Source organism: Roseovarius sp. JB2-10 (genome assembly GCF_055693585.1).
Window position 1 is genome coordinate 1,722,533 of sequence record NZ_CM146337.1, and the last position, 12,500, is coordinate 1,735,032.

Below are 12,500 nucleotides of genomic sequence, written 5' to 3' on the forward strand. Positions count from 1 at the left end.
GCGCTCCACAAGGGGACTATTTGGAAGTGGCGCGATCTTGCCCGACTAGCCGGTGCCGGTAAGCGGAATTTGGGTGATCAAACGGAACCTGCCGTCTTGTGTGCTCTCTCCCATCAAGCTCAGGGCATCGATCTCAAACGGTGTGGGCAGCAACGGGTCGAGAGCAGGGGCCAGCGTGGCGTGTAGTGCCGTTGCCTGCGCCTTGGGTAACTTGCCGGTCAATGTCAGATGGAAACGAAATTCCTGCATTACATAGGGGTAACCCCATTCAACCAGCAACGCGTCCTGCTCGGCGCTGAGGCCGGCCTTTCGTCTGCGTGCCAAAGCCGCAGCACTGAGTGGCGCGCGAAACCCGTCCAGTGCGATTACCGTACGGCTGGCCAGATGGTTCAACGCCGTCTTGTCGCCTTGCGGTACCAGCGCTAAAAAACGGCCAAGCTGTGCCAATTCCAAACCGGCCAAGGACACCGGTGCGTGTTCCGCACAAAACTGTTCGAAACTGGTGCGTAGCGCCGTGAACGATACCCCTTCTGCCAGATGAAAAGGCGCTTTTATCGTACCGTGAAAACCGTATTTGCGGGGGTTTCCGTGATGTCCGACAGCGGTATGGGCAAGGGGCCAAATTCAGGTGGCGCAGGCTCTATTCCAGTCCCGGCATCCCAGCCCAACCAAGAGGCGCCGAAAGCGGCCAGAGGGCTGGCAGATGGCGTGAAGAAAATGGCGTAGCGCGAGAATTCCATATCGATTGTCTAGGGTAAATTCAGGGTCAATGCCACAGTCGCGACCACGTGTTTTGACAGGCCCGCATTGAGATCGCATAAGGGGCCAACAACCAAGACTTGGGGGCCAGCGTGGCAGATAAAACCATCTTTTCCGTGCCTGACACGCCGCTTGCCTCCATTCAGGGCAGCGACCTCAAATTTCCCGTCCGCCGGATATTCTGTGTCGGTCGAAATTATGCTGCACACGCCGCCGAAATGGGCAACGAGGTTGATCGTGAAGCGCCATTTTATTTCACCAAGTCCAGCCATGCGCTCTGCGCATCCGGTGCGACCATTCCTTATCCACCTGGTACAAATGATTGCCACTATGAAATGGAATTTGTCGTGGGCATTGGCGCCCCTGCTTTTCAGATTGGCAAAGCGAAGGCAATGAATGCGGTGTGGGGCTATGGTTGTGGCATAGATCTGACGCGCCGTGACCTGCAGGGTGCCGCCAAGGAGAAACGTCGCCCTTGGGATTTGGGCAAAGATTTCGAAAATGCTGCGGTGCTGGCACCTTTGTCACCCGCGTCGCAATTCGGCGGGATTGCAGGACAAAAGATTCAGTTGGAGAAGAACGGGACACCTGTTCAAAGTGCTGCCCTGTCTGACATGGTCTGGTCAGTTCCTGAAATCATCGCGCATTTGTCGGGCTTTTATCACCTTCTGCCCGGCGATTTGATTTACACTGGCACGCCTGCGGGTGTCGGCCCGGTTGAACCCGGTGATACGTTGAACGGCAGGATAGATGGTTTGTCCGCCGTGTCGCTTTCAATTGGCCCATCGGAATGACAGATACGGCCACGCAACATGACTGGCTGGAATTCTTCCCCGTGTCGATGTTCACGATTGTCATGGGGACATGTGGATTGGCGTTGTCGTTGGGGGCAGCAGAGGCCGCACTGGGTCTCACCGGCCTATTGTCTGGGTTGGTTTTGGGGCTAACACTGGCTCTCTTTCTGCTGATTTCGGCCACGTATCTGTCGAAAATTCTCAGGTGTCGGCAGGCCGTGCTTGATGAATGGCAGCACCCGGTGAAATTGGCGTTCTTTCCGTCAATTTCGATATCGGTCCTGTTGATTTCGGCAGCCTTGATGAACGTATCACCCGCCGTTGCACACATGATCTGGTTGGTGGCGACGCCAGCGCAGGCGGTGTTGACCCTTGCCGTGATCAGCGGCTGGATCGGCAAACGCGCGTTTCAACATGGCCACCTGACGCCGGCATGGTTCATTCCTGTCGTGGGCAATGTCATGGTACCGTTCGCCGGAATGCCCTTGGGATATGTCGAAATCAGCTGGTTCTTTTTGTCCATCGGCTTGTTGTTTTGGGGCGTGCTTCTGAGCCTGGTGATGAACCGGTTGATTTTTCACGATCCTTTGCCGGAACGGCTGCAACCCACGCTGGTGATCCTGATTGCGCCTCCGGCCGTTGGATTTGTGTCATGGGTATTGATGACCGGAGAGGTCGATGCCTTTGCACGCGTCCTTCTGAACGTCGCCTATCTCTTTACGCTGATCGTCGCGGTCCAGATGCCGCGGCTCTTGAGAATTCCGTTTTCGCTGAGCTTTTGGGCCCTGTCATTTCCGTTTGCAGGGATCACGGTTGCCAGCTTCATCTACGCGGACCAAACGGGATCAACGCCCCACATGCTGATAGGGCTGGCGTTGCTGGCAGGATTGATGGTCATCATTGCCGGATTGCTGGTGCGCACCTACGCAGAGGTGCGCACCGGATCGGCGTTTCAGCCCGATTAGGCCTTAGCCCAAAAGTCGACGGGTAATCACCTGCGCCTGGATTTCGGCGGCACCCTCGAAAATGTTCAGGATACGCGCGTCACACAGGATGCGGCTGATTTTGTATTCCATGGCAAAGCCGTTGCCGCCATGAATCTGCAGACCGTTGTCCGCTGCGGCCCACGCCACGCGGGCGCCAAGCAGCTTGGCCATGCCCGCCTCGAGGTCACAGCGATGGCCATGATCCTTTTCCCATGCGCTGAAATAGGTCAGCTGACGCGCGATCATGATCTCAACCGCCATCATTGCCAACTTGCTGGCCACACGGGGGAATTCGATCAACGACTTGCCGAACTGTTTGCGGTCGATGGCATATTGCATCGAGACATCCAGCGCCGATTGCGCCACGCCGACAGCGCGTGCCGCAGTCTGAATACGGGCAGACTCGAAGGTTTCCATAAGCTGTTTGAAGCCCTTGCCCTCTTCGCCGCCCAAAAGGTTTTCACCTTTGACGTGGAAGTTATCAAAGCCCAGCTCGTATTCTTTCATACCGCGATAGCCCAGAACTTCGATCTCGCCGCCGCTCATGCCTTCCGTTGGGAACGGATGCTCATCGGTGCCGGGCGTTTTCTCGGCCAGGAACATGCTGAGGCCACGATGGTCTTTGCTGTCCGGGTTTGTGCGTGCCAGCAGGGTCATCACTTGTGTCCGAGCGGCGTGGGTGATCCAGGTCTTGTTGCCGGTGATCCGGTAATCATCACCATCCTTGACCGCGCGGGTGCGCAAGCTGCCCAGATCCGAGCCTGTGTTGGGTTCGGTGAACACGGCGGTGGGTAGGATTTCAGCGCTTGCCAACTTGGGCAGCCAATGCGCCTTTTGCTCATCGGTGCCGCCACAGATAATCAGCTCGGCCGCGATTTCGCTACGCGTGCCCAACGACCCCACGCCAATATATCCACGGCTCAGCTCTTCGCTGACCACAACCATCGATGCCTTGGAGAGGCCAAATCCGCCATGCTCTTCAGGAATGGTCAGGCCGAACACGCCCATTTCCGCAAGTTCCTCGATGATTTCCATCGGGATCAGCTCGTCTTTGAGGTGCCAGTCATGTGCGTAGGGCTCGACCTTGTCGACAGAAAAGCGGCGGAATTGCTCTCGGATCATTTCCAACTCTTCATCGAGGCCGCTGGTGCCCACGGTGATCTCGGCACTGCGCTCTTGCATGAGTTCCACCAGACGCATGCGTGCGTCCTGGGTGTTCCCTTTGGCCATCAGCGTTTGCACTTCGGCGCATTGGAAGCTGCTCAGCGCGTCCCAACCAAGTCCCATTTCCTGCAGGCGAACAATCTCGCCCTGGTTCATCGGGATGCCACCTGCAATGTGATGGAGGTATTCGCCAAACGCGATTTGCAGGATCAGCTGGTCTGTTTCCCCAAACTTGCCCTCGTTGTTCAGACGTGTCGCCCAATTCTGCATCTGACGCAGAGATTCGACATATGTCGCAAGCCAAGCCAGCCCATGAGCGGCGCATTGATGCGTCTCGATGGCGCCGCCCGAAACGCGGCCATCAACCACGACCTGTTCGCTCAGTTTGTCCTTTGCGATCTGCAAAACTGCCTCAGCCGGGGCAATTGCCGCACCGGTAAGCGTCAGAAGATCATCGAGAATTACCGAATTAGCCATTGCCAAATCCTGCCCGTCATGCGCCATGAATCATATCCTTTTCCGTTGCCGCTTTCCTAGTCACTTTGCAGGTGCAGCGCAACATTAATGCCTTTTGCTGCTGCATTTTGACGCAAAATTACGTAGCGAGATATTGCGGTGCAGCGCGAAGTCAAGCTGCTAAAAGGGGCCCATGGAATTGTTTTTCGGCATCGAGTCTGTAGGCGTTCTGATTTTTGCCTTTTGCATCAGCCTTTTGGCCGGGATGATCAAAGGTGTCGTTGGATTTGCCCTGCCGACAGTGATGATATCGGGCCTGGGATCGGTCACCACGGCAGAAGTTGCGATTGCCGGTATGATCTTGCCCACGCTTTTCACCAACGGATGGCAGGCCGGGCGCCATGGCATAAAGGCGGCCATCACCTCAGTCACGAAGTTCAAGGTTTTCCTTATCGTCGGATTCGTCGTGATGATGTGCAGCACGCAATTGGTGCCGATATTGCCGGGCGACACGCTTTTGCTTGTGCTCGGTAGCCTTGTCACCGTTTTTGTCGGCCTGCAGATCCTGGGCATTCAGCCGCGCATCGACGGCCATCCGGGACCGCGACTTCAGAGTGCTTTTGGCGGCGCTGCCGGGTTGATGGGTGGTGTTTCAGGCATCTGGGGGCCGCCGACGGTGGCGATGCTCACCGCGCTTGAGGTCGAAAAGAAGGAACATGTGCGCATTCAAGGTGTCGTTTATTGCCTTGGTGCGCTGGCATTGGTCGTGGGCCATCTGGGCTCGGGCGTATTGCGCGCCGAAACCCTGCCTCTGTCGCTGGTGCTGGCACCCACGGCGCTTTTGGGGATGGCGATCGGCTTCCAGATTCAGGACAGGATTGCACAGGAGACGTTCCGCAAGGCAATCATGGCTGTTCTGCTGATCGGTGGGTTGAACCTGATCCGCCGCGGCATGTTTGGCTGACGCCGCCGGTTATTCTTCCAGATCGCCGTGGATGGCGAACTGTTCCAGTCCGGCATCCTGCGCCTCGATTACGCGGAACGTTTCCTTGACCCCGGCGTCGGTCAACTCACGCAGCACGGTGAGCAGGGTGTTGGGGTCGTGGTCTTCGCAAAGCTCCGCCATATGGTTCAGCTCTTCCACGGCCACGGGCAGGGCGCTGGCCACATCGGGGGCGCCGTATATCTGCACAAAATGCTCGGCCAGCGCGATTGACAGCGCGTCAAATTCAATCTGTTCGACCTGCGTGATCGCCACAAAGGTCACACGGCCAAAGGTTTCGCATCCCAACCAGCCATTGGCAAAAGCCTGACGCGGCTTGCCGGTCAGGTCCGCTTCGGTCCAGTTGGAGAACTCGAACCCGCCCGAAATGCACCATTCTCCAGTCCGCGCCGGGGAGTGATACACGTTCATGTCGCTTTCATCGAAATGGATCGCGCGGGCCAGCTTCAGATCGGACGTCATCAGGCAGTCTCCAGAATAGTTGAAAGCGGAATGAGATGGGTTGTGTCCTTGTCGCGGATCAGCATGCCAAACCGCTCATCCACCCCAAGCCAGCTTCCGGTGATGTCACCGTGTGTGATGTCTTCGCCTATACCATGGGCCAATCCGCGCCACTCCGCATGCAAAGGGGCGGAACCGTCGGTTTCCCATCGGGCGATCCCCACCAAGGTGTGGCGCGCCCAGCTTTCCAGAAGGCTCGTTGCATCGACATCGGCGCAGCCTTCGTCATAGAGCGCTGTCTGATCCGGCGTGTCGCCCGGGCTTTCGGACGTCTGCATAAAAGGCACGTCCAGTCCAACGACCAGCCATCCGGGCTCTTGATCTGGGTCAGTACCGCCCGCGGCCACGCGCATATTGCCACAGGATGCGCCATTGATCCTAATGCCACCATCCCAATCCAGATGCACGGCCACTTCGGGTGGGGCCAAGGCGCCCAGAGCGTTTTGAAATCCAACGCCGCAGGTTGGCAACATGGCCATCGCATCTTCCAGCGGCACCTCAGGGGCCATGACCATGGCGGCCAACAACCGATTGGCTGTCACGTTATGAACGATCAACCCCGCGTCACATCCAAGGGCGGCCATGGCACAGGCTTTGTCAAACGGGTCAGTGCCGCCTGTGGCGGCCTGACCGGACATCAAGGGGGAAAAGTCGGTCCTGTCATGCCACCCCTTGGTCGATCAGCTTGCGTGCCACGTCGCGGAACGCTTGGGCCTGAGGGCTGTCTGGCTGGCTGACCACAATCGGCGCGCCGCCGTCCGACGCCAACCGGATGTCCAGATGAAGCGGGATTTCGGCCAGCAACGGGACATTCAGTTTCTGCGCCTCGGCCGCAACGCCGCCATGCCCAAAGACATGTTCCTCATGGCCGCAGTTGGAACAGATATGGGTCGACATATTTTCGATCATGCCCAGCACCGGTACGTTCAACTGGTTGAACATGTCGATGCCTTTTCGGGCATCAAGCAATGCCACATCCTGCGGTGTGCTGACCACGATTGCTCCATCCACCTGTGCCTTTTGCGCAAGGGTCATCTGAACGTCGCCTGTCCCCGGAGGCAGATCCACCAACAGGCAATCCAGCGCGCCCCATTGGACTTGCATAAGCATCTGCTGCAGCGCTCCCATTAGCATCGGGCCGCGCCACACGACGGCCTGCCCTTCATTGGTCATCAGGCCAATCGACATCATGGTCACGCCATGGTTGCGCATTGGCAGAATGGTTTTGCCATCCGGGCTTGCGGGGCGCCCGGAAACACCCAGCATCCGTGGCTGAGACGGGCCATAAACATCCGCGTCCAACAGGCCGACACGGCGTCCTTCGGCGGCCAATGCGCAGGCCAGATTTGAAGAGATCGTCGATTTACCGACCCCACCCTTGCCACTGGCGATTGCGATCAGGTGATCGACGCCAGGGACTTGCTGTGGGCCTTGCGGTTCAGCTGCGCGTTGGGGCTTCAGGTCCGGCGGCGCCTTGGCGGAATGGCCGGTCAGCACCGCGCTCACTTCGGCGGCTCCGAGCGCCTTGACCGCAGCCTCGGCAGCATCGCGAGCCGGACCGTACGCATCTGCCTTTGATGGGTCGATTTCCAACACAAACCGGACTGTGCTTGCGTCAACATTCAGCCCGCGCATGACGCCGGACGACACGATGTCGCCGCCACTGACGGGGTCTTGGATGGCTTTCAGCGCGTCCAGCACGCTTTCACGGGTAATGCTCACGTCAGTCTTGCCCTTTGATCGTGCCGGTTACCACATGTTCAACATCCAGACCTTCGATGGTCAGCACCATTTTGGCCTGATATTCCTGCCCTGCGGTGCTGCCAGCAGTGCGCAAACCGTCCTCGATGGCCTGCTGCGAAGTTACGCCGACCTGTTTGAGGAATTTGCGCATGGACATATTGAAATCGTCGCTCATTTTTGCCGTCCTTTGTGGTGTGTTGCCAAGATTATTGACGCAATGGTCCCGGTTTTCCTACCCTTGGGCCATGCGAAATTTGATTTACCTCTTCATCGCCATCCTGCTTTTGCCCATTGCGGCCAGCGCGGGCGACCGTGACATTCGCCTGAACGCACCCACAGCTCTGGTCGAAAGTGGTCTGCTGAAATACCTGTTGCCGCGTTTTTCGCTCAAGACACAGATCAAGGTCACGGTTGTTGATGGCGCGGCTGAGATATCGTTGTCGCCCGAGCCGACCGGCACACCGGTTTTTGCCGGTGCGGGTGCGACCTGGTACATGACCGTTGATACCGGCCACCCCGGGGCAGTGCGATTTGCAGATTGGCTGACTTCCGACATTGGAGAGCGCACCCTGACCAGTTACAATGTGGATGGGGCGCAGCCCTTTAGCCTGCCGGTCGAAGAGGAAAGCGTTGAAGTGGCATCGGTGTTCGAAGGCGACGCGGAAGTCGGCGCTAAACTGTCGCTTGTACATTGCGGACGCTGCCATGTTGTCAGCGACGATAATCGCATGAACGCGATTGGCTCGTCGCCGTCGTTCCATGTGCTGCGGACGATGGCCGACTGGGAAAGCCGGTTTCAGGCCTTTTATGCCCTCAATCCGCACCCGGCCTTCACGCAGGTTGCCGACGTGACAGACCCGTTTCCCATCGACCGCCCGTCGCCTATCGTCCCGGTTGAAATCACCCTGGATGATCTTGATGCTATTCTGGCCTATGTGAACCAGTTGCAACCTGTGGACCTCGGGGCGCCTATTCAGCATCAGTGATCCCGACGCTTGCTGAAATAGTCTTCGGTGGTGCGCGTTTTGGGACGTGGTTTGTCTTCAAACGGATTGTTTTCTGAATGAAACTGCGCGTTGACGCGGCAATTGTCGCACATCTGGATCATCTTGGCCGCGTCGTTCGTGGCAAACATCGAATGTTTTCCGGCCAGCTTTTCGATGATCTTTTCGACGGTGGATTTCACGCCGAATAGCGCGCCGCATTCGATACACGCAAAGGGCTCTTCTTCATTCAGTACGGTTTGCGTGAGCGCCTCATCGGAAAGGTTCAGGCGCGGCTCATAAGTGATCGCGTCTTCCGGGCAGATGTTGGCGCACAGGCCGCATTGCAAACAGGCGTCTTCCTGAAACAGAAGCTGCGGCATATCGGGGTTTTCGTTCAAGGCACCGGAGGGGCACAGAGACACGCATGACAGGCACAGGGTGCAGGCGTCCGTATCGACGAGCACAGCGCCGTAAGGCGCGTCCTGCGGCAGGGCAAGTGCCTCTGTGTCCGGGTTGAGGGTTTTGGCGGCCAGCCGGGCCACTTGACGGCGGTTGCCCATCGGCAGGATTGGCGCGACGTCGGGTGCTGACGGCCCCGGAAAATCAAACAGGTTTTCGCTCAACATCGCCGGATCCTCGAAATCCAGAACAGTGACGCGATCCTCGCCACCGATGGCGCGGGCGAGCGGTACCTCGTGGTTCAATGCGTCCCGTTCTGTTTTAGGCGACAAAAGAATAAGCACGTCGCCAAAGCCAGAGGCCAACGCAGCGAGGATTTCCGCATGGCCAAAGCCCGCCAGTGCAGATACCTCTAGTGGAATGACATTTGCGGGCAGGCCGCGATCAAACCTGGCGGCCAGGCGGATCATCTCGGCACCATGCTGCGCATCATGCACCAACAGACGCGGATGTGTGCCACCGGCCTTGCGATAGGCCGAGGCCAGCGTTTCGATCCGCCGGAACACGAGATCGGGCGCCGGAGCGTCATAGGTGATGGCGCCGGAAGGACAAAGCGCCGAACATGCCCCGCAACCCGCGCAGATCATCGGGTCGATATCCACGTGTTCCCCGGCGGATATGATCGCCCCCGTTGGGCATACGTTCAGACACCGGCTACATCCGTTTTGTTCGGCCCGGGAATGGGCGCAAATCAGGGGTTCGAGCGCGACATAAAGTGGCTTTTCGAACGTGCCGATCAGTTGGCTGGCCGAAAGGATTGCATCCGCCACGGCGGGCAAGCTGCCGGGATCAGCGCGCAGGTAGCCTTCGCGTTTTTCGGGCGCTGGGAAAAGGGGCGCATCACCTGTCAGGTCCAAAATTACATCGCAGCCCGTTTGGCCCCCATCACGAGGGTTGGTCCAGCTCAATGCACCGCGCCCTGTGGGGTCAATCTGTTGCAATGCATCAATCGCAAGCTCAAAGCCACCGAAGGCACCGGTGGCACGTTTAAGCTTGCCGCGGACCACATCAAATCCGCGCGCTTCTGGCGGCTCGCTGGTGCTATCCGTCAGAAGCACCGTCACGCTGAGCATGTCCTGCAGCTTTTCTGCGGCGGCCAGGGCCGTGTCCGCCGCTCCGATTATAAGACACAGACCTTCTGATACGACATCCACGGTTTTTTCGCCGGGGTCCGACAGCGTCGCCTCTGCCACCAGAGCGGCCATTTTGGGTAGTTTTGACGCGTCATCCGCGCTCCATCCGGCACGATCACGCAGATCAATCAGGGGCGGTTCGGGCTGCTCAAGTTCGTCGGCAAGCTCTTGAAAAACCCGCGCCTCCTGACGGCAACAAATCAACGCATCACCGGTGGCAATTGCCGCATGCGCCGCGTCGATCTGGCGCGTGCACAAGGCAGTATGGACCTTGGAGCAGGAAAGACCGGTGGCGGCCTCAAGGGCATCCTTGTCCAAGTTCTGACTCCCAGAACAGTCGCATAGAATCAATTGCTTAGCCATGAAATTCCTGTCTGTATGCGGCTCGATTTGGCGCGTGATTTGTCCAGTTTGCGGCGCAAGAGTAGGCATGATTCTTCCCTGCCGTAAACACGATTTACTGTCCGGTCAGAGCGTAAATTCTGCCAAATTATTCCTGATTGATTCTGTTTGTTAATGCGTAAAAGCCCCCGGCACAGCGCGCCAGATTCGCGATATTCGGTCAAACTGTCCAATGGTGCGCGTTAAGACTCTGTTCTCTACCCAAAATGTCCGTGTCTTTTGGGCGATGTTAAAAACGCTTTGAGCGCTGCGGTTTCTGATTCACTCTGAATGGGACGAAGAGGGGGATAAGCGTCACCGTGATTCACAACCCAGACTGTTACGCAACTTTGCCTTTAGGCGTGGTGATCCGGCGCACACCGGGTGTAACCCGCTGGGCAGCATGGGCCTGGAAGGCGGTTGGCGTTCTGCCCGGGGCGGGCGACGCGGATTGGCGGATCATGCGCGAAGAGGACGGCGCCACGGAATTTCACGCAGCGACCTGTTTGCTGGAATTGCACGGCGCGGAGACCGAAGCATACCTGCACGGCTTGTCCACGAAAGTGCCATCAATTTATGTCGTGTTGCGCCAATGCGAAGGCGACCGCCCGCTTGAGGTGCTTTTGGTGACGGCGTCACCCTATGACGCACAGGACTATGCCGACAGTGGTGAAGAGATCGTGGAAAAAGTCCCGATGCCCGACGGCCTCGTGGCTTGGGTCCGCGATTTTGTAGAGACCCATCACGAAGAAGAAGAATTCAAGAAGCGCCGCCGCGACAAGACCGACATCGGCAAAGTCGAAGACGGTGTGGGTGATCCGCGGATCGCCCAGTTGAGCGGCGTGTACAGATCCCCCGCTCTGGCCCGCAAGGGAGGCTGCATTGAGCGAAGCGCGCGATTTCTGGTCCCGTCGCAAAGCGGGTGTCGCTGCCGAGATTGAGGCGGACGAAGCCAGTGTCGAGGCGCGCGCGATTGAAATTGATCAGGCCGAAAAAACGGATGATGAAATACTGGCCGATCTGGGCCTTCCCGATCCGGACGTGTTGCAGGCCGGTGATGATTTCAGCGGATTTATGTCCAAGGCCGTGCCCGACAGGTTGCGGGTGCGTGCCTTGCGCAAATTGTGGCTGACCAATCCGGTGCTCGCGAATGTGGATGGGCTTGTCGACTACGGCGAGGATTTCACGGACGCGGCATGCGTCATCGAAAACCTGTCGACCAGCTATCAGGTGGGCAAAGGAATGCGGGCCCACGTCGAGGAAATGGCCCGTCAAGCGGAGCTGGAAGCAGCTGAAGCTGAAGCCGAAGAAGATGTTGCTGAAGGTGAGGCCGAACCCGACGTGTCTGACGATGAGGATCAGGAAATCGACGACCTGATGGCCGACGCTGACACACCGCCCGCTGACGAAGAGGACTTGGCAGAGTTTGCCCAAGAGCCGGATCACACGGGCGACACGTTTGCCCCGGCCCCGCGTCGACGGATGCGGTTTAATTTCCACGAAGAAGAGGTGGCTAACGTATGAGTGATGCGGTGATGAGCGACATGCCGGAAATTGCGGAAGAAGATCGGTTGCGGGCCGATCTGTACGACTTTCTGGGCCTGTTGCTGGCAGGGCCACCGGATCAGGGGCTCTTGGCGCAGACCGCGAAGCTCACCGGCGATGACAGCGAGATGGGCACGGCAATTTCGGCCCTTGCCAAGATTGCGGCGTTGAGCAAACCGGCAACGGTCGAAAGTGAATTCAATGCGCTCTTTATCGGCTTGGGTCGGGGGGAATTGTTGCCCTATGCCAGTTACTACCTGACGGGCTTCCTGAACGAAAAGCCATTGGCCAGTCTGCGCCGCGACATGGCGGTGCGGGGCATGACGCGGGCTGAAAACGTTTATGAACCTGAAGACAATATCGCGTCCTGCATGGAGATGATGGGAGGTCTGATCCGCGGGCGCTTTTCCACGCCTGCAACGCTTGAAGATCAAAAGACGTTTTTTGGCAAACATATCGGTCCTTGGGCCGGGCATTTTTATACGGATTTGGAGGCTGCGAAAAATTCGGTCCTCTATGCCTCGGTCGGCGCTGTCGGCCGGGTATTCATGGAGATCGAAACACAAGGTTTCCGGATGAGCGCGGGGTAA

13 protein-coding genes and 1 pseudogene are annotated in these 12,500 nt (G+C 58.0%); 7 read left to right on the plus strand and 7 right to left on the minus strand.

What is annotated here, in order from left to right; translation table 11 throughout:
* Window positions 1–45 precede the first annotated feature (45 nt).
* Window positions 46–740, minus strand: a pseudogene (locus ACZ1HJ_RS08555) (DUF1045 domain-containing protein).
* Window positions 741–851: 111 nt separating this feature from the next.
* Here ACZ1HJ_RS08555 and ACZ1HJ_RS08560 point away from each other — a divergent pair.
* A complete protein-coding gene (locus ACZ1HJ_RS08560; RefSeq protein WP_472721875.1) occupies window positions 852–1,553 on the plus strand; it encodes a fumarylacetoacetate hydrolase family protein in 702 nt (233 codons plus the stop codon).
* On the plus strand, window positions 1,550–2,518 hold the full coding sequence (locus tag ACZ1HJ_RS08565; RefSeq protein ID WP_472721876.1) for an SLAC1 anion channel family protein: 969 nt from the start codon (window positions 1,550–1,552) through the stop codon (window positions 2,516–2,518). The genes ACZ1HJ_RS08560 and ACZ1HJ_RS08565 overlap by 4 nt, the downstream gene beginning before the upstream one ends.
* A gap of 3 nt (window positions 2,519–2,521) precedes the next feature.
* Here the strand turns inward: ACZ1HJ_RS08565 and ACZ1HJ_RS08570 are convergent, their stop codons facing one another.
* Complete coding sequence (locus ACZ1HJ_RS08570) at window positions 2,522–4,207, minus strand: acyl-CoA dehydrogenase family protein (protein WP_472721877.1); 1,686 nt, start codon at window positions 4,205–4,207, stop codon at window positions 2,522–2,524.
* Between the two features lie 145 nt (window positions 4,208–4,352).
* On the opposite strand from ACZ1HJ_RS08570, the gene ACZ1HJ_RS08575 reads away from it, so the two are divergent.
* On the plus strand, window positions 4,353–5,123 hold the full coding sequence (locus ACZ1HJ_RS08575) for a sulfite exporter TauE/SafE family protein (RefSeq protein WP_472721878.1): 771 nt from the start codon (window positions 4,353–4,355) through the stop codon (window positions 5,121–5,123).
* 9 nt (window positions 5,124–5,132) lie between these two features.
* Here the strand turns inward: ACZ1HJ_RS08575 and ACZ1HJ_RS08580 are convergent, their stop codons facing one another.
* The 4 genes from ACZ1HJ_RS08580 to ACZ1HJ_RS08595 are packed head-to-tail and all read right to left on the minus strand — an operon-like array spanning window position 5,133 to window position 7,581.
* Window positions 5,133–5,612, minus strand: coding sequence for a DUF6505 family protein (locus ACZ1HJ_RS08580; protein ID WP_472722186.1), 480 nt, complete (start codon window positions 5,610–5,612; stop codon window positions 5,133–5,135).
* An 11-nt stretch (window positions 5,613–5,623) separates the two neighbouring features.
* Window positions 5,624–6,301 carry a biotin/lipoate--protein ligase family protein gene (locus ACZ1HJ_RS08585; RefSeq protein ID WP_472721879.1) on the minus strand — a complete coding sequence of 226 codons (678 nt, stop codon included), beginning with the start codon at window positions 6,299–6,301 and terminating at the stop codon, window positions 5,624–5,626.
* Window positions 6,302–6,323: 22 nt separating this feature from the next.
* Entirely contained in the window at window positions 6,324–7,385 is a 1,062-nt protein-coding gene (locus ACZ1HJ_RS08590; protein WP_472721880.1) for an Mrp/NBP35 family ATP-binding protein, read from the minus strand.
* A gap of 1 nt (window position 7,386) precedes the next feature.
* Complete coding sequence (locus ACZ1HJ_RS08595; protein WP_472721881.1) at window positions 7,387–7,581, minus strand: DUF6494 family protein; 195 nt, start codon at window positions 7,579–7,581, stop codon at window positions 7,387–7,389.
* On the opposite strand from ACZ1HJ_RS08595, the gene ACZ1HJ_RS08600 reads away from it, so the two are divergent.
* Window positions 7,556–8,392 carry a hypothetical protein gene (locus ACZ1HJ_RS08600; RefSeq protein ID WP_472721882.1) on the plus strand — a complete coding sequence of 279 codons (837 nt, stop codon included), beginning with the start codon at window positions 7,556–7,558 and terminating at the stop codon, window positions 8,390–8,392. The genes ACZ1HJ_RS08595 and ACZ1HJ_RS08600 overlap by 26 nt on opposite strands.
* Here ACZ1HJ_RS08600 and ACZ1HJ_RS08605 read toward each other — a convergent pair.
* Entirely contained in the window at window positions 8,386–10,347 is a 1,962-nt protein-coding gene (locus tag ACZ1HJ_RS08605; protein WP_472721883.1) for a 4Fe-4S dicluster domain-containing protein, read from the minus strand. The two genes, ACZ1HJ_RS08600 and ACZ1HJ_RS08605, sit on opposite strands and share 7 nt — an antisense overlap.
* A 338-nt stretch (window positions 10,348–10,685) precedes the next feature.
* Here ACZ1HJ_RS08605 and ACZ1HJ_RS08610 point away from each other — a divergent pair, with 338 nt between their 5' ends.
* Genes ACZ1HJ_RS08610 through ACZ1HJ_RS08620 form a run of 3 tightly spaced genes read left to right on the plus strand, consistent with a single transcriptional unit; the run spans window position 10,686 to window position 12,500 of the window.
* The gene (locus ACZ1HJ_RS08610; protein WP_472721884.1) at window positions 10,686–11,306 is read left to right on the plus strand and encodes a DUF3305 domain-containing protein; all 621 of its coding nucleotides are present in this window, start codon (window positions 10,686–10,688) and stop codon (window positions 11,304–11,306) included.
* Window positions 11,248–11,889 carry a DUF3306 domain-containing protein gene (locus tag ACZ1HJ_RS08615; RefSeq protein WP_472721885.1) on the plus strand — a complete coding sequence of 214 codons (642 nt, stop codon included), beginning with the start codon at window positions 11,248–11,250 and terminating at the stop codon, window positions 11,887–11,889. Before ACZ1HJ_RS08610 ends, ACZ1HJ_RS08615 begins: the two co-directional genes overlap by 59 nt.
* Complete coding sequence (locus ACZ1HJ_RS08620) at window positions 11,886–12,500, plus strand: TorD/DmsD family molecular chaperone (protein WP_472721886.1); 615 nt, start codon at window positions 11,886–11,888, stop codon at window positions 12,498–12,500. Before ACZ1HJ_RS08615 ends, ACZ1HJ_RS08620 begins: the two co-directional genes overlap by 4 nt.

Coding starts and splice junctions, on each gene's coding strand:
- ACZ1HJ_RS08595 (WP_472721881.1), bottom strand. CDS start 7,581: ATGAGCGACGATTTCAATATGTCCATGCGCAAATTCCTCAAACAGGTC.
- ACZ1HJ_RS08575 (WP_472721878.1), top strand. CDS start 4,353: ATGGAATTGTTTTTCGGCATCGAGTCTGTAGGCGTTCTGATTTTTGCC.
- ACZ1HJ_RS08620 (WP_472721886.1), top strand. CDS start 11,886: ATGAGTGATGCGGTGATGAGCGACATGCCGGAAATTGCGGAAGAAGAT.
- ACZ1HJ_RS08605 (WP_472721883.1), bottom strand. CDS start 10,347: ATGGCTAAGCAATTGATTCTATGCGACTGTTCTGGGAGTCAGAACTTG.
- ACZ1HJ_RS08585 (WP_472721879.1), bottom strand. CDS start 6,301: ATGTCCGGTCAGGCCGCCACAGGCGGCACTGACCCGTTTGACAAAGCC.
- ACZ1HJ_RS08565 (WP_472721876.1), top strand. CDS start 1,550: ATGACAGATACGGCCACGCAACATGACTGGCTGGAATTCTTCCCCGTG.
- ACZ1HJ_RS08570 (WP_472721877.1), bottom strand. CDS start 4,207: ATGGCGCATGACGGGCAGGATTTGGCAATGGCTAATTCGGTAATTCTC.
- ACZ1HJ_RS08600 (WP_472721882.1), top strand. CDS start 7,556: ATGGACATATTGAAATCGTCGCTCATTTTTGCCGTCCTTTGTGGTGTG.